Source organism: Propionivibrio pelophilus DSM 12018, assembly GCF_059569095.1.
Genome location: NZ_JCANUT010000003.1, coordinates 1 through 17686, shown reverse-complemented (window position 1 = coordinate 17686; position 17686 = coordinate 1). Strand labels below are relative to the sequence as shown.

Below are 17686 nucleotides of genomic sequence, written 5' to 3'. Positions count from 1 at the left end.
ACAAAATACCGGTCAGAAAGGAAATCCTGAACTGGCCTTTAACAACGGATCCGGGTCGTTCCTAACGGCCATGACACTTCTTGTATTTCGCACCACTGCCACATGGACACGGATCATTTCGCCCCGGCTTTTTGGTCATCCCCAAGGGGGTAGCAATTTCTGGCTGATTGAAATTCACCATCCGCGTGGAGTGAGCCATTCGCGCGGCATCTTGGTAAATGTAGGCGTTTTCTTCCGTTCGCGCCGTAGGTGTGTGGACCGTGAAAGATTGCACCTGCTGGTAGGATCCATCAGCACTTACCTCTGCCACAACGCTGATTACGTTAGTAGCTTTGACGGCCAGCGCAGCTGCGCTGGCTTTGTCATTCACCCTTGTCCAGTCAATTTGGTGGCCGTGTTGTTGAAGCCAAATAAAGAGCGGCTCACCGTCCCCGGACAGTAGAAAGTAGCGAGAGGGATGCTTGTTCAGGGTTTGGCGAAGATCGGACAGCATTTTGGCGAGATTATTCCGACCTTCTTCGCCCAAGTCACGGATACGGCTATCCGCAGAAAGCCACCCACGGGCGCGAGTGGCGTCAAGAGCCTCAAGCAACTTCAGCACCTCTCCCGGGAAGTTCTGCATCGGAAACGGCCTGTTTTCCCAGTCTTCACCCTCGAAGCTCTTGTCAATGATGTCGCACATGCCGTCCCATATGAGCATGTTTGCTTGGCCGTCTTTCAATTGGTCAGTAATATCCTGATCGAATCGATTCTTCGTCAGGTACGCGCCCAGGTGATCGAACTCATCGAAGAGATGAGCTTGGCGTATACCTGCCACTGCTTGTCGAACCTCCATGTAATGCGCAAACAAGCCAGGCGTGGGCAGTAACCGCTTGAGAACGAACAGGTCGTCAATGGACAGCGAAACAAAGGCATGCTTCCCAAGTAGAGGCACAACCTGCGGCAGCGCCTTGCAGTACGCCGAGAAGGGCGAGAACGACTCGACCGTAAGCCCAATCGGCAACATCACGCGATAATCGGAACCGCGGACACGGCCGCACTCTTCATACTTGCCGTCGACAAAGTGGTAAAGCGGCACTTCGTCTGCAGAATTTAGGTAGCTAAAGAAGCGCTCGCACTGCTTGTAAGCTTTGAGCACCAAATCTTGCACGGACTGGGCGTGACGGCCGAAATCAAGTGCCGGCGACGCAATGGTGGCAGCAGCTCCCGCCTTGGCTTCAACGAGGAACAGCACGTCATCGACCAAGATGAGTGTGTCGTTTTCGGACCACTGCTTGCTGGCAGGGGCCTTGTAGTAGACCTCTTGGAAAATCTTGGCACCGGGAAGTTGGGCAGACAAAATGTCGGCGAAGGCAGCTTCGCTCATCGCCTTCTGCCGTTTTTCAAAGGTCTTCTTATAGTCTGGCTTTCGCTGAAGGAGGTTGTAGAGAAGCGCACGATACCCCGCGTCGCGGGTGAAGCATGGGTCGACGGCGTAGTAGTCGGATCCAAGCTGGATTAGGGGTTTCTTCCGGGCAGGCAGTGTCCGGTAGGGGGTCCCCGCAAAATCGCCCGCAGCGAAGAACTCAGTTTCTTCTCCGCGCCTGTAAGCCAAGTCCGCCAGCAGCGTCGGCGGCAGCTTTGTGTGACGGCTCACGTTGGCGATGCCGCCGCGAAACATGTCATCCATCGCCCATCCAGCGGCTTCTGATTGTTCCGCATTGGCCGCAACCCACGCCTCCATGACGGTTTCCAGAGGCTTGTTCTGTGCCGCAGCGAAGGCTTGCACCGCCTCAAACTGCTGCCCTATTTCCGTGATCGCGTCGGCATGCCCAGAACGGTTGGCGTTGGCCATAGCCTGGAAGCCTTCGGCGATATTGGTGGCATCGACGCCATACATCTCTTTCAGGACATCATTGTGAGGCGCCAGAACGTAGCTGTAAAACTCTCCTTCCAAAACTTGGTAACGATTCCCTCGTAGCATGACCCAGGTGGATTTCGCGCGGAATTCAATGTCGGCCGTGTCTGGACCGAAGACGCCGTCTTTGGTATCGGCGGAGGTGACCATGGCAAAAAACATCGCCTGCTCTCGCAGTTTGCGGCCAAGTTCAAACAGTTCTGCGCACAAAGCCTCTTCGAATGCCATGTTATTAGGAGAGTTATCTGACGCTAGAACCGCGTGCACGTACTCAAGCAGGAATTGGTTTTCGTTGATTAGGTCATCTGGACCGTTTACTTCCTGGCGCGACGAAGCGGGGATTTGGCTTTCCATCGCCTTTATCATGTATTGGGCATAAAGGTAGCCAAGCAGATCATGCGGAGGCATCGCGACGATCAGTTTACGCATTCGCGCAGCAGTCGATTCCATGTCTTTCAATAACGACGCAGCGGCTTCTTTTCGTTTTTTCTCATCCATAACCAACGTATCCCTAATATTTCTGAAGCCAAAATACATGCTAAAACTGCTTTAAATGTGGCACAAAGAATACTAGCTGCGAAATCTCACCTTACTTGACCGCCGAATCGCACGGGAACTGACCGAGCATTCTCATCGCACCTAACCAGCGGTATTGTGTTATTGACCAGCACGAGGTCATGCTGGATGATTCGGCAGCAGTCGGCCAAGAGCCGACCTTCGGTCTCCGCACAGAGCTACCATCCGTAGACCGGTAAACTTCGGAACCAGCCGGAAGAGCAATTCAAGCAGCACAGCCTCAACGGCTAGTCAGCCTATGCCACGTCGACGACCGCACAGCGTCGTCTTTCACCATTCGAACGTTTTCAACGAAAATCCACGGTTGTTAGCCGGAACGGCTAGTTGCGTCACCGCAATTGCGCATTTCTGGGAAAATGCGGACATGGACCTACAGCGGCGCTATCGGGAGACCCTCGCCACCATCAGGAACACAGGATAGGATTTCGTTGCGCCATTTACCGACTTGCGCATGTCGAACACGGTCTCAAAAACCACGTCCCGGAAACCAGCCGAAACGGCGCGCTGCGCAAGATTGTCTCGATCGAACCCGTTGCGCCCGGTAAAGCCGGGGCCATGGAAGGAACCGTCCTCGCGGTCGAGATCCGCCACGCAAAGGTGCCCGGCGGGCTTGAGCAGCGAGAACAGACTGTGCAACAAGCGATCTGTGTCCTGCACATGGTGAAAAGTCATGAGCGAATAGACAAGGTCAAAGCGCTCATCCGGGAGGAAATCCATCTCCAGATCAACCTTGAACGGGCGCATTGAGGCAACGCCGGCAGCAGCTATCTTCTCGCCCAGGACGGCGAGCATGCCGGAGGAACTGTCGGCCAAAGTAATCTGTTCGAGATCGTGCTGCAGCATGAAACTGAGCAAGCCGGTACCGCATCCGAGTTCGAGCCCCGTCATTCCCGCGTGCCACGGCACCTGACGGCGAATACCCGCGGCCACCGCTTGTGCTCGTGCGACTTTGACCGGATCATCGTCCCAGGTCGCAGCGGCGATATCGAAGTCGGTTTGTTGTGCATTTGCCGGCATAGTTCTCTTTCAAGTCATTGGTCGACAACAGTTCGCTAGAAGAAGCCTCTCGTACGGCAGGAAGCCGGTATTCTCGCTTTTCGTCGAGAGGCTTCGCGTCGGCGAGGCGCCAACTCGCTGGATGGCGCCTTTCAGACAGGACTCTAGTAATGGCCGAGCATCTTCCACCAGGCCATGCCAACGGCGAATGTGAGAATCACATTGAAGGTTACAACGAGCAAGTTGATCTTGTAGAAGCGCGGACGCTCGAAGTACCCCTGGGCGAAATACAGCGGGCCCGGACCACCGGCGTATTCAGTGATCGACCACATCAGATTGCTGAAGATGCCGAAGCAGATGGCGACCATCATCGGTGGTGCCCCCGCGGCAATCGCCGTTGCGGCAAACGGAGCGTACAGCGCCGCCACATGGCCTGACGCAGTCGCGAACAGGTAGTGGACGTAGATGTAGATCAGACCGAGCAGCAGGAAGGCCTGAATGCCGGTGAAGCCTTTCATCGAGGCGGCAAGGTGTGTCGTCAGCCATTTGATGAAGCCGAGGTCTGTCAGCCCGCTCGCCAGACTGATGATTGCCGCGAACCAGATCAGCGTGTCCCAGGCCGCATGGTCCTTCAGCAGGTCTTTCCAGGCCACCGCCTTGGTTGCCAGCAGATAAGCGGCCAGGCCGAGGCCGACGGTAGTGGCCGAAATCTGTGTAACCAAGCTCGTTCCCCAGCCAAGCAGAGCAAGGATGAAGCCGATCGCCACCTTGATCTCGGCCGACGACATCGGGCCGATTTCCGCCAATGAGCGTCGGCCGAGTTCCTTACCTTCCGGAGTCTTCTTGAGTTCCGGATCGAGTACCTTGTAGACAAGCAACGGCATCAGGAGGAAGCAGACGAGGCACGGAACCACGGCCGCAACGAACCATCCGCCCCAACTGATTTCGACCCCCAGCGAATCCTTGGCCAGTCTGCCTACCAGGGGATTCGCTGCCATCCCCGTCAGGAACATGGCACCGGTGATCGGGGTGAATTGGAAACAAACCATGGTCAGAAAATCGCCGATCTTCTTCCCGGATGGCCCCGGTCCGGAACCGAGCACGTCATTGATCGAGCGCGCGATCGGGAAAATGATGCCGCCCGAGCGCGCCGTGACCGAAGGCATGGCAGGTGCCATGATCAGGTCGGAAATACCCAGCGAATAGGCGATCCCCAGGCTGCTGCCGCCGAACAGGGACAGCATCTTGAAGGCAATGCGCTTGCCCAGCCCCGAGGTGATGAATCCCAAGGACAGGACATACGCGCAGAAGATCAGCCAGACGGTGCCGTTGCCGAAGCCGGACAACGCTTTTGCTTCGGTCAGGGTCTTGGTGAAGATCGCCACCGTGATGGCGATCAGCATGACCGCGCCCGAAGGCAAGGGTTGCGTCAGAATGCCGGCGATCGTGGCGGCAAAAATGGCAAACATGTGCCACGCCTCCGGCTTCAGGCCTTCCGGTACAGGATAGAACCAGATGGCGACCCCGATCAGGAGTGGGATCAACGCAGAAACGACAGCTTTCTGACTCGATTTGGATTCGGTCGATGACATATCGGCTCCAGTAATAGTGTGGATGTGTCGTCGATCAATCCCGCGCGGCGGAACTGGCCAACACCTGGTCGACCATCTGCGGCGCGCTACCGAGGTAGTTGGCAGGGTCGGTCAGGCGTTCGATCAGTTGCGGATCAAGGCGACTGGCGACCGAAGGCATCGCGTTGAGCACATCGGAGAGCCGCCCGCCCTTTTCATTGACCACCCGGCACGCGTCATAGACCACGTCATGGGCGTCCTGACGACCGATGTAGGGGGCCAGACCCATCATTACTGCCTCGGCGACGATCAAACCGTTTGTCATGCCAAGGTTGCGCAGCATCACTTTTTCATCAACGATCAGGCCGTCGAGCATGAACCTGGCCTGGTTGAGGGCGCCTGCCGCCAGAATGAAGGCTTCGGGGATGGCAATCCATTCGGCGTGCCACGGTCCGGTCGCTCGTTCGAGATCCTGCACCATGGCGTCGAGCATCAACCCTGCCTGCTGACGAACCCCCTTGGCACAGGCCAGCATGAGTTCGCTGGAAATCGGGTTGCGCTTCTGCGGCATGGTGCTGCTGGCGCCGCGCCCCTTGACGAACGGTTCATAAAGCTCGCCAAATTCGTTCGAGGCCATGATCATCACGTCGTAGGCGATCTTGCCGAGCGAGCCGGTAATCACGGCGAGAAGATTAACCGCTTCGGCGAAACCGTCACGTGCCACGTGCCAGGTGGACACCGGAACCCCGAGTCCGAGCTCTTCCATCATCGCTTTCTGAACGGCCAGGCCTTTGTCCCCGAGAGATGCCAGGGTGCCGGCCGCACCGGCAAATTCACCGACCAGTACGCGCGGCCGCAGTTGGGCCAGTCGTTCCTCATGCCGATCGAACATATCGAGCCAGATCGCGGTTTTGTAGCCGAATGTCACCGGCAAGGCTTGTTGCAGGTGGGTCCGGCCGGCCATCGGTGTATCGCGATAACGCCGCGACAACTTGGCCAGGATGCCGCGAAGCGCCTTGATATCGGCTTCGACCAGATCCAGACCGTCGCGAACCTGCAAGACTACGGCCGTATCCATGATGTCCTGCGTCGTGGCACCCCAGTGAACGAATCCTCCGGACGTTCCAGCTTGCTTGGCAATCTGATGAACGAGCGGCAGGATGGGATAGCCGACGATTTCGGTTTCGTGGCGCAGTAAATCGAAATCCAGCGTTTCTGCCGAGCACTTGGCAGCAATTTCGTCTGCCGCTTCCTGCGGAATCACTCCGCAGCGCGCCTCGGCCTTGGCCAACGCGATCTCGACTTCGACGTATTTGCGGATCAGTTCATGGTCGTCAAAGATGGCGCGCATGGCAGGAGTGCCAAAGGAATCACGGAAGAGGACTGAATCAATAACGGTTGAGGCCATCAAAATCTCCTGATAGTGGAAGGGTGATCGAATCAACGCGTCCGCGACATAACTCACCTCGCACCACCTGTCCGGACATGTAGATGTCCGGACAGGCTAATATGTCCGTACAGGCATGTCAATAGCTATGAGAGGCCAATCTGATAAACTCGAATTCATCTGAAATCGATGACGAGTTGACGCATGAGTGAAACGTTTTATGCTCAGATTGCCCGCGACCTGGCCGAAGGGATTGCCACAGGGCGATTTCCGGCGGAATCGCTGCTTCCCTCCGAATCGACACTCTGCGAGGAATATAAAGCCAGCCGCCACACTGTCCGCGCTGCTCTGCGCGAATTGGTCGATCTGGGACTGGTTTCCCGCCACAAAGGCATCGGCTCACGGGTCGAGAAGCAACAAAGCACCCACGGCTACAACCACTCCCTGGCATCTCTCGAGGATCTGATCCAGTTCGGCGCCACCAATCTGCGTGTGGTCAAGAAATTCGACGAAGTTGTCGCCGATATCGAATTGGCGCAAGTCATCGAATGCGCCCCCGGTACACGCTGGTTTCACATTGCGAGCATTCGCCAAGATGCCGCCAAAACCGCTCCCCCCGTCTGCTGGACAGACAACTATGTCGATCTGGCCTACTCAGGGCTCCGCAAACTTGTTCGCAAATACCCGTATGCGTTGATCAGCGAATTGATTGAAAAGCAATACGGTCGGTCAAGCGCCGAAGTTTTTCAAAGCATCACGGCGGTGGGCGTACCGGCAGGAGTTGCCGATGAACTGAAGGTTCTCCCTGAATCGCCGGCCCTCAAGATTGTTCGCCGCTACATTGACCGTTACGGAAAAGTGTTTTCCACGACCGTATCCATCCATCCGGCGGGGCGGTTTTCCTTCTCGATGGTTTTGAAGCGCTCCGTGCGGGATCTTGACGGTTGCGCCTAAAGCGAATTGCTTGACTACCATTTGTCGGTTGTTGTTTGCTCTCCCGCTCGCCGACCACCACGGACGCTGAGCCAAACACTGGTCTAGCGACCGAATAGCACAATTTGTGGGCTGGTGATTAGAATGCGGCCACTGACGATCAATACGCCAACAGTCCCTTGATTCGGCTGTGGTTTGATGTGCCAAGCGGCCATTCGTAACGATCTTTCCGGTCTACGTTGTTGTCTTCTCATTGCAGTCGTACTTAGGAAGAGGGGCGATGTCAGCAATACGTAAACCCCCGGCGAAGTCATCTATGAATTGAGGTTTTAGACCGGGAAGATCGTGTCCGCTAAGGAAGCGCTGAACAAATTCCCTGATTTGAGATAATGGTGGTTTCAGTAGTTCACGTCCCAGCCGATGTCCCGCCAAGCCAGTTTTTCCGACCTTGAATACGCAAGCAAGAAGCGCCAGACACGGCGTGAGCTATTTCTGAACGAGATGGAGGAGGTGGTTCCTTGGTCAGCGCTATTGGCGCGATTGGAGCCGCATTACCCGAAGAGCGGTCGGCGTGGTCGCCAGCCGATGGCCCTGGAAAGCATGCTCCGCATTTACTGCCCGCAGAACTGGTTCAATTTCTCAGATCGTCAGATGGAAGACGCGCTGTACGAGATCGAAAGCCTGCGTCGTTTCTGTGGCTTCAGTGGCGTGACGGAAGCGTTGCCGGATGAGACGACGATCCTGAACTTCCGCCATTTTCTGGAGAAGCACGACTTGACGACGGCGTTGCTGTGCGAAATCAACAACGACCTCAAAGCCCGAGGGTTGCTCGTGTCGAAAGGCTCGATGGTAGACGCCACGATCATCCACGCCCCCAGTTCGACCAAGAACCAGGCGCAGGAGCGCGATCCTGAAATGCACCAGACCAAAAAGGGTAATCAGTGGTATTTCGGCATGAAGATTCATGTCGGTGCCGATGTTGATTCAGGCGCCGTGCACAGCGTCGAAGTCACTGCGGCCAACGAAGCCAACATCACCCTCTTACCCAAGCTGCTGAGGCCGAAAGACGAAGTCATCTTCGCCGATGCCGGATACACCAGCGACGAATACAAACGCGGCGCAAGGGCCTTGGGGCTCCGCTGGTGCGTGCAGGACAAACGCAAGCCCGGCCAGAACCTCTCGTCGAGCCAGCGGAAACGCAACCGCAAGCAATCGTCGATCCGAGCGCGGGTAGAACATGTGTTTCGGGTGATCAAGCGACAGTTTGGGTTCACCCAGACCAGCTACCGGGGTCTGGCGAAGAACAAGGCCCAGGTGAATATGTTGGTGGGTTTGGCGAATTTATATCTGCTACGAGGGCGGCTAAAAACCGCCTGAGGGGCGGACTCCGTCCACCACGCCCCGGCGGTGGACGGAAACGCAGGAATTCGGGGAGAAAGCGTCGAAATGGCGCGTTTGCGGTTTAAACGTTGCTCAAAAAACGAGCAACCAACCCTTGCGCGTGAAAACTCGCCGTTTGTTCAGCGCTTCCCTAAAGAAACATGGTGGACACGATCGATGGGAATACAGAAACCGATGCGGCGCAGGCGGTTTCACCCGGAAGAATTCAAGCAGGCGGTGATTGCCGCCTGTTGCGAGCCAGGGTCCTCGGTGGCCGGAATCGCGATGGCCAACGGCGTCAATGCCAACCAGGTCCGTCGTTGGATGCGCGAGCGCGGTATTGAGGCGCCGACGCAGCGCTTACCCATGCTCACGGGGATGGCCCCGGCCATTGTGCCGGTGCCGATGGCGCCCGCGACGCGGGAATCGCCCGATATCCGGATCGAAATTCGCCGTGGCAATGCCGCGATCAAGATCGATTGGCCGGTCCAGGCCGCGGGGGAATGTGCCACCTGCCTCCGTGACTGGCTGCGATGATCCGGGTCGAGGCCTTGTGGCTGTCGGTCGAACCGCTCGACATGCGCGCGGGCACGGAGACGATTCTGGCGTGGGTGGTTCAGGTGTTTGGTGCGGCGCAACCGCACCACGGTTACCTGTTTGCCAATCGACGAGGCACCCGGATGATAGTCCTCGTCAATGACGGGCAAGTACAGCCCACCCAATAGGCAAGTTTCGTCTAGGGAAACGCCGAACAAGTCGCCATTTCACGGCGCCGTGAAAGCGAATTGAGACGAAATTTTGATGCAATTGCATTTTCCATTGGATAAACGGCCGTTTTGTGGCCTGGAAGCGGGGATTTCCCTCGCCTTTCGGCTACGTTGGGCGCACCTCTCCTGTCAGAGGTCGTCCCCATCTGTTGATATTGAGCATGGCCAGCATGGCAAAAGCTCGGTTAGCAGGCTGTTGAAATTTGTCCCCGTGTCAACGGGGTTTGCGGGGTAGACGTTCTGTATATCGTGTTCATGATCATGCTGTTTGAGAATAGGTGAGCGAGATGCGCGGAGCGGACGGTCTGCAGGAAAGTCTTTTCACGGTAGCAAAGCTGGATGATTTCGTTCCGGCGGATCATCCGTTGCGCTCGATTCGGACGCTGGTCAATGAAGCGCTGGGGCGCCTCAATAGCTTGTTCAATATGATCTACGCGGATCGCGGACGCGACTCGATTGCTCCCGAGAAATTGATGCGCGCGCTGCTGCTGCAAGTGTTCTACTCGATCCGCTCAGAGCGGCAACTGATGGAACAGATGCGCTACAACCTCCTGTTCCGCTGGTTCGTTGGGCTGTCGCTGGAAGATACGGTCTGGAACCATTCCGTGTTCTCGAAGAACCGGGATCGCCTGTTCGAGAACGAGGTTATTGAATCCTTCTTCACCGAAGTGATGCGGCAGGCCGACCGGCAAGGCCTGCTCTCGAAGGAGCATTTCTCTGTCGACGGCACGTTGATCCAGGCCTGGGCCAGCCAGAAGAGCTTTCGCCCGAAAGACGGATCGGATGATCAGACGCCGAACGGCGGTGGGCGCAATGCGCAAGCGGATTGGAAGGGCAAGCCGCGCAGCAATGACACCCACGCCAGCACGACCGATCCGGAGGCCCGCCTGTACCGGAAGAGCAACAATACGGCCTCGATCCTTTCCTACCAGGGGCATGTACTGATGGAGAACCGCTCGGGGCTCGTGGTCAGCGCGGTGGTCACGCATGCCGATGGAACCGGAGAACGCGAAGCGGCGATCCGCATGCTCGACGGCGTTCCCGGCACTCACTCCAAGACGGTTGGCGCCGACAAGGCCTACGACACCGCCGACTTCATCGCCGCCTGTCGCCAGCGCAACGTCACTCCGCATGTGGCGCAGAACGAGGGACGTCGTGGCGGCAGCGCCATCGACGGCCGGACAACCCGGCACGACGGTTACCGGATCAGCCAGGTCATCCGCAAACGCATTGAGGAACACTTCGGTTGGGGCAAGACGGTCGGACGGATTCGGCAAACCGTCTTTCGAGGACTCCGACGGGTTGATCAGCAGTTCAAACTGACGATGACCGCGAGCAATCTCACGCGCATGGCACGAATACTGTTCACGGTGCCGCTGGGAGTGCGGCAATGAGCGGCAAAACCGGGGCCGATGCGCCATCGAAGCGCATCGGGCGGATGAATCAACGAGCGTTTCAGCGGCGATTTGCATTCAGTTGCATCAAAAATAGCCGGCGTTTCATCGTTCGTCGGAGAATTTCAACAGCCTGTTAGGAGCCCCTTCGTTCGTGGTCATTGCCAACGTGGCGCCGGGGCCAGAGCTGCGGGCTCATGTCGACACGGGCGGTTTGCCTGAGGGAGTGACGCTATCGTGGCCGGGAGCGACGACGAGTGCGCCTGCATGCCTGCCGACCGCTTGGCCCAGCGTAGCGGAGGCGGTCCACTGGTGTGCCGACAAAGCTCGATTGCTTCCGCTGGCCATGCTTGAGCCCGAGACGCTCGTTTGGAAACTGACTGGTCGAGTACTTCTGGCGGCGACGGGCGAACCAACTCGTCACGCTTTCAACACGACCGAGCTGCACACACTATTTGAGCAGCTCGTCGTGCAGCTGCAGCAGTTTCCTTCGCCACCGGAAGTCTATCGCCCGCTCGAAGATGAGCCCATCTTGGATAGTGGCGCGCGCGTGCGCATCGTGAGCGGCTTCTCCGGGGCTGGCAAGACGGCCTGGGCAGCGCAGGCCGCGGTGCACCTCGGCAGCGAATGCGCCTACTACGACGTAGGCGATGTCCCCGGCCCCGCCATCGCGGCGAGCTTGGTTCGGGATCTCGCCGCGCAGTGGGCCGCTCCAACCGCCTGCGGCTTGCGGCAGATTCTTTTGCCGGGCGCCAGTGGCGTTGATGCGTTGCGCGCGCTGGACAGATTCTTGGGCGCGAGCGGAGTTCACGCGCTCGTGGTTCTGGACAACGCGGGTCGAGTTCCAGCGAGCGATCTGCGCATGCTTGTCGACGCTACTCAGCACCTCAGGTTCGTGCTTCTGGCGCAGCCGACACCGTCGATCGCCGAATTGGAAGCGACAATTGACACTCAACTGCCGGATGTAGTGTCAGAGGACCTATGTCCAGCGCCCCGAGTGGATCTGCCGTTCGTTAAGGCTGATCGCCGGCAACTTTGTCCGCCCGACCTGGTCGGGATGACCGTGGTCGTTGCGCGCGGATTGCTGGCGGCGGCCTCGCCGCGAAAAGCTACGTTGTTGACGGCCAGTTCTCCGCGAAGAGTTGCTTGTCAACTGCTATCTGCTCCGTAAGAAATTCAAGGCAAACACGTACCTTTGCCGATTGGGCGGAGCGTGATGTGGAAACCGCCCAGATGTCCGCGGGCTGATACCAGTCGGGCAGGACGCGAACAAGTGATCCGCTGGCCAGGCTTTTAGCAAACAGCCAGTCGGCGCTGAACGCAATTCCATGCCCGTCATGTACCCAGCGCAGCACGACGTCAATGTCGTTGGATGCCATGGTTCCTGCGACTTTTGCGTTCTCACTGCCGCGCGGACTGGTCAGCCGCCACGTTCCGAACGGTTCTTCCCTTTCCCTCAACAGAATACAGTCATGGTTGATCAGGTCTCCGGGAACAATGGGAGCGCCATGACGGGCAATGTATGAAGGGGCAGCGCACAGGATGCGCGAACTGACGGCGACCCGATGGGGAATAAGGTGATGTTCATTGACCTCTCCCGCGCGAATATCCAGATGGAAACCTTCTCCGAGAAGGTCGACCCTGCGGTCAAGGAGTTCAAGCCAGACCTCCACTTCCGGGTAGCGCATTTTAAAGCGTGAAAGTGCCGGTGTGAGCAGTTCCCGCCCCAGGCGTGCGCTCGAACTGATGCGAATCAGTCCGCGCGGATCGCCTCGTGTGGTCGCGATATCGTCATGCATGTCCTCGACGTCATCGAGTATTTTTTGCGCCCAGAGGTAGACCTTGGCTCCTGCGTCCGTGACATTGACCCGTCGCGTCGTTCGATGAAAGAGCTTCACCCCGAGAGACTCTTCGAGCATCGCAATGCGTTTGCTGACCGAGGTGGGTGCCGCGCCGGTATCACGGGCAACCGCTATGAAACTTGATTTCTTGGCAACGGCACAAAACAGTCGCAAGTCATTTAGATCGGGGTCATTGCTCACGATTTCTGCTTAAACAATGAATTAAAAGAGTGATAATAATCCAAAACTAGCATAGTAAGCTGGCTTTCCGATGAGGGAAACCCCGGTGACCTGCTCAGGAGCGTCGGCACCGGATTTGAGCCGATGGGCAAGGGCAGGGAAAGATCGCGCGAACCCATGACGGCATTCATTCAGGGCAAAGGAGAGTCAGATGAAATTGAAAAAAACAGCTGGATTCGCAATTACGGCGGCGTGCTGCCTGTTGATGCTCGGCGGAGCACAAGCCGAGGTTCGTGAGCATACGTTCCGCTTTGCAACGAACAACCCAAAGGGGCATCCGATCCCGGCCGGTGGCGAGAAATTCGGTGAACTGTTGGCACAAAAAAGCGGCGGCAAGATGACCGTCAAGCATTTCCCGGGTGGAGTTCTGGGCGGTGACGTCCAGGCTCTTTCCGCCGCTCAGGGTGGAACGATTGATCTGGTGTCGATGAACGCCGGCATCCTGCAAGGCATCATCAAGGAATTTGCCATCGTCGATATGCCTTTTCTCTTCGACAACGGCAAGGAAGCAGATGAAGTGCTGGCCGGACCGATGGGCAAAAAGCTGGCGGACATGATGCCGGCCAAAGGCCTGATTCATCTTGGCTGGTTCGAACTCGGGTTCCGCCAACTCACCAACAGCAAACGACCTGTCAAGACCGTCGAAGACATTCAAGGCTTGAAGCTACGTGTGGTTCAGTCGCCAACTTATGTCGATACGTTCAACGCGCTGGGGGCCAATGCTGTTCCAATGGCTTTCCCGGAGGTTTATACGGCGCTTGAGCAAAAAGCAATTGACGGTCAGGAGAATCCCTATTCCGTGATTCAGATCACCAAGTTGTTTGAAGTCCAGAAGTACCTGACGGTCACCAACCATATGTACAACCCACAAACCTGCTTCATGAGCAAAAAGACGTGGGACAAACTCAATGCTGAGGAGCAAAAACTCGTGTTGGAAGCAGGCAAGGAAGCCTCCGTGTGGCAACGCCAGTTTGCTCGCGACACGCATGACAAGGCGCTCGCAGAGCTGAAGAAAGTGATGGAGGTCAATGTCTTGCCGCAGACAGAAGTCGTCAAGATGCGGGAGAAGGTCAGACCGGTGATCGAGAAATACAGTACATCGATTGGTCCGGAGTTCGTCAAGGAATTCCTGGCAGAGGTTGATAAAGCACGCAAGTAAAACAATAAGGGCGACTAGCTCGTCTGTATTTCGTTGACCTCGGCGGACTTGCAAAGTTACTCCTCTTCTCTTTGCGCGCCGAGGCCGATTTTTTTCTGGAAATCACGGAGACGCCTGCGTAGTCCTTCGTGTCTATTGTGCAAATATCGTGCGTAATTTGTGAATATCTAGCGCAATAATTCTCTGTTCTGGAGGTAGTAAACTTTGTTGCGTACCCTCTTATCAGTATTTCTCGAAGGAGATTTGGAATGAAAAAAACTGCAATCATTGGCGCGGGTGCCATCGCGTACTGCCATGCGGAAGCCCTGACCAAAATGGGTGTTGAAATCTGCGGGGTGGTCGACGTCAACAAGGAAAGCGCAAAAACACTGGCCGCCAAGTACAACACGACTGTTGTTGACGATTTGGCCACAATCGCCCAGAACCTCGACATGGTGCATATTTGTACGCCGCCGGCGTACCGCATCGACTATGCACGGACCGCGATGAAAGCAGGGTGCCATGTCGTCATGGAAAAACCGATGGCCATCTCGATTGCTGACGCGGAAACGCTGGTGGGCTTGGCCTCGGCTAATGGCGTCAAGCTGATGATCGACTTCAATCACCGGTTCCGTTCAGGATTCCAGGAGTTGCTGAAAATTGTTCAATCCGGCGAGGTTGGCGACGTCGTCAATGTCTTCGTGAATCGGATGGGCATGCTGGGCGGAAACGCGGGCACGCAGAACGACACGTGGCGGCGCAAGGCCGATACGGTGTGTGGAATGAGCATCGAATCGTTATCGCACGATATCGACATGATCTACCAACTCGCCGGACCGATAGCCAGCGTTAAGGCCGATGTGCGCGGTACCTTTGCCGACGCTCCGAAGTTCGACAACAACGCCAACGTTCTTTTCAACATGAAAAACGGGGCGATGGGGATCATCAACGCAAGTTGGTCTTCCTGGTTGAAAGGCAGTTCACGCGGCGTATTCGGCACCAAGGGCACGGTCGTTCTCGAAGGAGATGACCTGTTCGACTTCACCCGCCTGCGCATCCGTACACAGGACATGCCGTACGAAAAAATCATCAAGCTGAACGATATTTACAACTTCACGACGTGTCCGTCCTACCGGAATGCGAATAGATATTTCATCGAATGCATGGATAAGGAGGCGGATTCCACGGCCTCCGGGCAGCACGCACTGGAAACCTTGAAGGTATCGCATGCCATTCTGGACTCCGCGCGCACCCAGTCACTGATCACGCTGTAAATCCACAAAGCAGCACTGCAACATTTCAAAAAGGAACAGCAATGAAAAACATCGGAATCGTGGGCCTCGGCAATATGGGCATGGGTATGGCGAAAAATCTTGTCGCCAATGGCTTCAAGGTGAGCGGCTTTGATATGAACGATACAGCGCTCGAAACCTTGACGAGTTTGGGTGGGTTGGCAGAAAAAGACAGTGCAACGGTTGGTGCCAACTCGGACGTGGTTTTTGTAATGGTGGTCAACGCCAAACAATCCAACGCCGTGATTTTCGGGGAAAAGGGGTTGTTGGATACCATGAGGCCGGGTTCGGTCATCGTTGTGACGGCAACAATTGGAAGCGCGGCCGTGCAACTGATCGAAGCCAAAGCGAAGGAACGGCAGGTCATTGTGATTGATTGCCCGGTATCCGGAGGGCAGAAAGGCGCTGATGCGGGGCAACTGACGCTAATGGCCGCGGGGGACAGGACGGTTTACGGGCGGTGCTCTCTGGTATTCAAGGCCATTGCTAAGAACATCAACTATGTAGGCGAACAGGTCGGACAGGGGCAGATCGTCAAGGCCTGCATGCAGGGTCTGGTCGGCTGTATCTACTCGGGCATGTTCGAAGTCATGCTGCTCGGCGTGAAAGCCGGTGTCAGTGCCGAGTCACTGTTCAACGTGATTGGCACCAGTGTGGCCAACACGCCGCTGTTCCAGGGGGCAATCCCCGCAGTCATGGACCGCAAGTTCAAGGGAACAGGATCGAACATCGGTAATACCTACAAGGATCTGACAATTACGATGGCACTGGCCGAAGAGCAGGGCGTTCCAATGATGACGACGGGTACGGCGAAGCAGTTTTTCCAGGCCGGCATCACCAAGTTCCCCAATGAGGACAATCAGTGTCTGATCAAGGTGCTGGAGGATATCGTCGGAGTCGAAGTCAAGCGGAGTGCTGAATCACCAGCACCTTTGTAACTGATCTTGGGCGTTTCTCATGTTCCTCCGAATTATTTCCATTGTTTTTCCCATCTTTGCCGTGGTCATGGCCGGGTATTTTTATGCCCGGCGGCACAGCCCAGAGATGGCTGCCGCCAACCGGATGAACATGGAGATTTTCCTGCCTGCGCTGATCTTCTCCGCGCTTGCGGGAAAATCGTTCAACTTGGCAGACAACGTCGGGTTGGCGATAGGAGGTGCTGTAGTAGTCATCGGTTCCGGGATGTTGGCATGGCCGGTTGCACGCGCATTGGGGATTGATCCAAAGACGTTAATTTCGCCGTCGATGTTTAACAACGTCGGCAACATGGGGCTTCCCCTGATGTTGTTCACTTTTGGGGATCAGGCGCTCGGACCCGCCGTGGTGCTGATGCTTGTCCTCACCGTGTTGCAGTTCATCCTGTCTCCTTGGCTGTTGAGCGGGCGATTTTCGATTGTCGAGATTTGGCGCCAGCCTTTTCTTGTTGCTGCTGCTCTCGGTGTCGCGGTTAGTCTGAGCGGGGTAACGTTGTGGCCGCCGCTAATGGCGGCGACTAGGTTACTCGGAGATATCGCACTCGGTTTGATGATTTTTTCGTTGGGGGTGCGTCTTTCGTCGACAAAGCCGGGAAGCATGCTCGGCATCGGAATTGCCGGTGCTATCGTTACTCCGGTGACGGGGATGTTGATGGCCTGGTTGTTCGGAATCACAGTTGGTTTGGGCAAGACAGAGATGGATATTCTGTTTCTCTTCGGTGCCTTGCCCCCGGCGGTGTCCTGCTTCATCTTCGCCGACCGATTCCGAGGGGAGTCGGAAAAAGTGGCTGCGATCGTTATGATTGGTAATGCCTTTGCATTGTTTTTTATCCCCTTAGCGCTGGCGCTTCGGCTCTGAGTGGAGATCCCAGTATCAGCAGATGCTGCGCACTATCGTTCCGTTTAGAGGAAAGCAGGAGTTTGAAAATCTGTGAGAAAGCTAGGCTTAGCCAACCTGCTGTCCGTGAGTAGGCAGGGTGAGCGTCGGCTTAACTCAGTTACCTGCCGCAGAAACATCGTAAGCGTTAACCCACCGGCGATCTTCTCCTCTCCGCGTCACTGACGAACAATGCGTCCGTTTTCAACGACAAGGAGAAACGGGCATGGCAGAAGTGACGAATGCAGGGGGCACGCACCAACGGCGCAGCGCCGAGGAATGGCGGGATATTTTTGAACGGCGGGCGGCCAGCGGACTGTCCATCGCGACCTTCTGCCAACGGGAAGGCATCGCCAAATCGAGTTACGAGCGCTGGCGGACGCAGCTGGCCCACGCCGCGCGCGATGCCGGCACCGCGCTTTC

16 protein-coding genes are annotated in these 17686 nt (G+C 56.6%); 11 read left to right on the top strand and 5 right to left on the bottom strand.

What is annotated here, in order from left to right; translation table 11 throughout:
* Nucleotides 1–61: 61 nt before the first annotated feature.
* From BO74_RS02545 to BO74_RS02530, 4 genes are all read right to left on the bottom strand, one after another.
* The gene (locus BO74_RS02545; RefSeq protein WP_496439780.1) at nt 62–2434 is read right to left on the bottom strand and encodes a YecA family protein; all 2373 of its coding nucleotides are present in this window, start codon (nt 2432–2434) and stop codon (nt 62–64) included.
* Nucleotides 2435–2854: 420 nt separating this feature from the next.
* Nucleotides 2855–3490: a class I SAM-dependent methyltransferase gene (locus tag BO74_RS02540; RefSeq protein ID WP_496439778.1), complete on the bottom strand. Its 636-nt coding sequence runs from the start codon at nt 3488–3490 to the stop codon at nt 2855–2857.
* Nucleotides 3491–3633: 143 nt separating this feature from the next.
* Nucleotides 3634–5061 carry a DASS family sodium-coupled anion symporter gene (locus tag BO74_RS02535; RefSeq protein ID WP_496439776.1) on the bottom strand — a complete coding sequence of 476 codons (1428 nt, stop codon included), beginning with the start codon at nt 5059–5061 and terminating at the stop codon, nt 3634–3636.
* A gap of 34 nt (nt 5062–5095) precedes the next feature.
* Nucleotides 5096–6391: a class-II fumarase/aspartase family protein gene (locus BO74_RS02530; protein ID WP_496439774.1), complete on the bottom strand. Its 1296-nt coding sequence runs from the start codon at nt 6389–6391 to the stop codon at nt 5096–5098.
* A gap of 240 nt (nt 6392–6631) precedes the next feature.
* Here BO74_RS02530 and BO74_RS02525 point away from each other — a divergent pair, with 240 nt between their 5' ends.
* The 6 genes from BO74_RS02525 to BO74_RS02500 all read left to right on the top strand — a co-directional run bounded on the left by BO74_RS02525 (nt 6632) and on the right by BO74_RS02500 (nt 12072).
* Complete coding sequence (locus tag BO74_RS02525; RefSeq protein WP_496439772.1) at nt 6632–7381, top strand: GntR family transcriptional regulator; 750 nt, start codon at nt 6632–6634, stop codon at nt 7379–7381.
* Nucleotides 7382–7780: 399 nt separating this feature from the next.
* Complete coding sequence (locus tag BO74_RS02520) at nt 7781–8737, top strand: IS5 family transposase (RefSeq protein ID WP_496439771.1); 957 nt, start codon at nt 7781–7783, stop codon at nt 8735–8737.
* A 69-nt stretch (nt 8738–8806) separates the two neighbouring features.
* Nucleotides 8807–9277 carry a transposase gene (locus BO74_RS02515; protein WP_496439770.1) on the top strand — a complete coding sequence of 157 codons (471 nt, stop codon included), beginning with the start codon at nt 8807–8809 and terminating at the stop codon, nt 9275–9277.
* Nucleotides 9274–9465 (top strand): IS66 family insertion sequence element accessory protein TnpB, encoded by a 192-nt coding sequence (gene tnpB, locus BO74_RS02510; protein WP_496439769.1) that lies wholly within the window; start codon nt 9274–9276, stop codon nt 9463–9465. Before BO74_RS02515 ends, tnpB begins: the two co-directional genes overlap by 4 nt.
* 329 nt (nt 9466–9794) lie before the next feature.
* Entirely contained in the window at nt 9795–10901 is a 1107-nt protein-coding gene (locus tag BO74_RS02505) for an IS5 family transposase (RefSeq protein ID WP_496439992.1), read from the top strand.
* A gap of 346 nt (nt 10902–11247) precedes the next feature.
* The gene (locus tag BO74_RS02500; RefSeq protein WP_496439768.1) at nt 11248–12072 is read left to right on the top strand and encodes an ATP-binding protein; all 825 of its coding nucleotides are present in this window, start codon (nt 11248–11250) and stop codon (nt 12070–12072) included.
* Here the strand turns inward: BO74_RS02500 and BO74_RS02495 are convergent.
* Entirely contained in the window at nt 12011–12943 is a 933-nt protein-coding gene (locus BO74_RS02495; protein ID WP_496439766.1) for a LysR family transcriptional regulator, read from the bottom strand. The two genes, BO74_RS02500 and BO74_RS02495, sit on opposite strands and share 62 nt — an antisense overlap.
* Nucleotides 12944–13133: 190 nt before the next feature.
* Here BO74_RS02495 and BO74_RS02490 point away from each other — a divergent pair, with 190 nt between their 5' ends.
* The 5 genes from BO74_RS02490 to tnpA all read left to right on the top strand — a co-directional run.
* Entirely contained in the window at nt 13134–14141 is a 1008-nt protein-coding gene (locus BO74_RS02490; RefSeq protein ID WP_496439765.1) for a TRAP transporter substrate-binding protein, read from the top strand.
* A 248-nt stretch (nt 14142–14389) separates the two neighbouring features.
* Entirely contained in the window at nt 14390–15394 is a 1005-nt protein-coding gene (locus BO74_RS02485) for a Gfo/Idh/MocA family protein (RefSeq protein WP_496439763.1), read from the top strand.
* Complete coding sequence (locus tag BO74_RS02480) at nt 15343–16350, top strand: NAD(P)-dependent oxidoreductase (protein WP_496439990.1); 1008 nt, start codon at nt 15343–15345, stop codon at nt 16348–16350. The genes BO74_RS02485 and BO74_RS02480 overlap by 52 nt, the downstream gene beginning before the upstream one ends.
* A gap of 19 nt (nt 16351–16369) precedes the next feature.
* The gene (locus tag BO74_RS02475; RefSeq protein ID WP_496439762.1) at nt 16370–17245 is read left to right on the top strand and encodes an AEC family transporter; all 876 of its coding nucleotides are present in this window, start codon (nt 16370–16372) and stop codon (nt 17243–17245) included.
* 244 nt (nt 17246–17489) lie between these two features.
* A partial coding sequence (gene tnpA, locus BO74_RS02470; protein ID WP_496439761.1) for an IS66 family insertion sequence element accessory protein TnpA occupies nt 17490–17686 on the top strand: 197 nt, incomplete at its 3' end.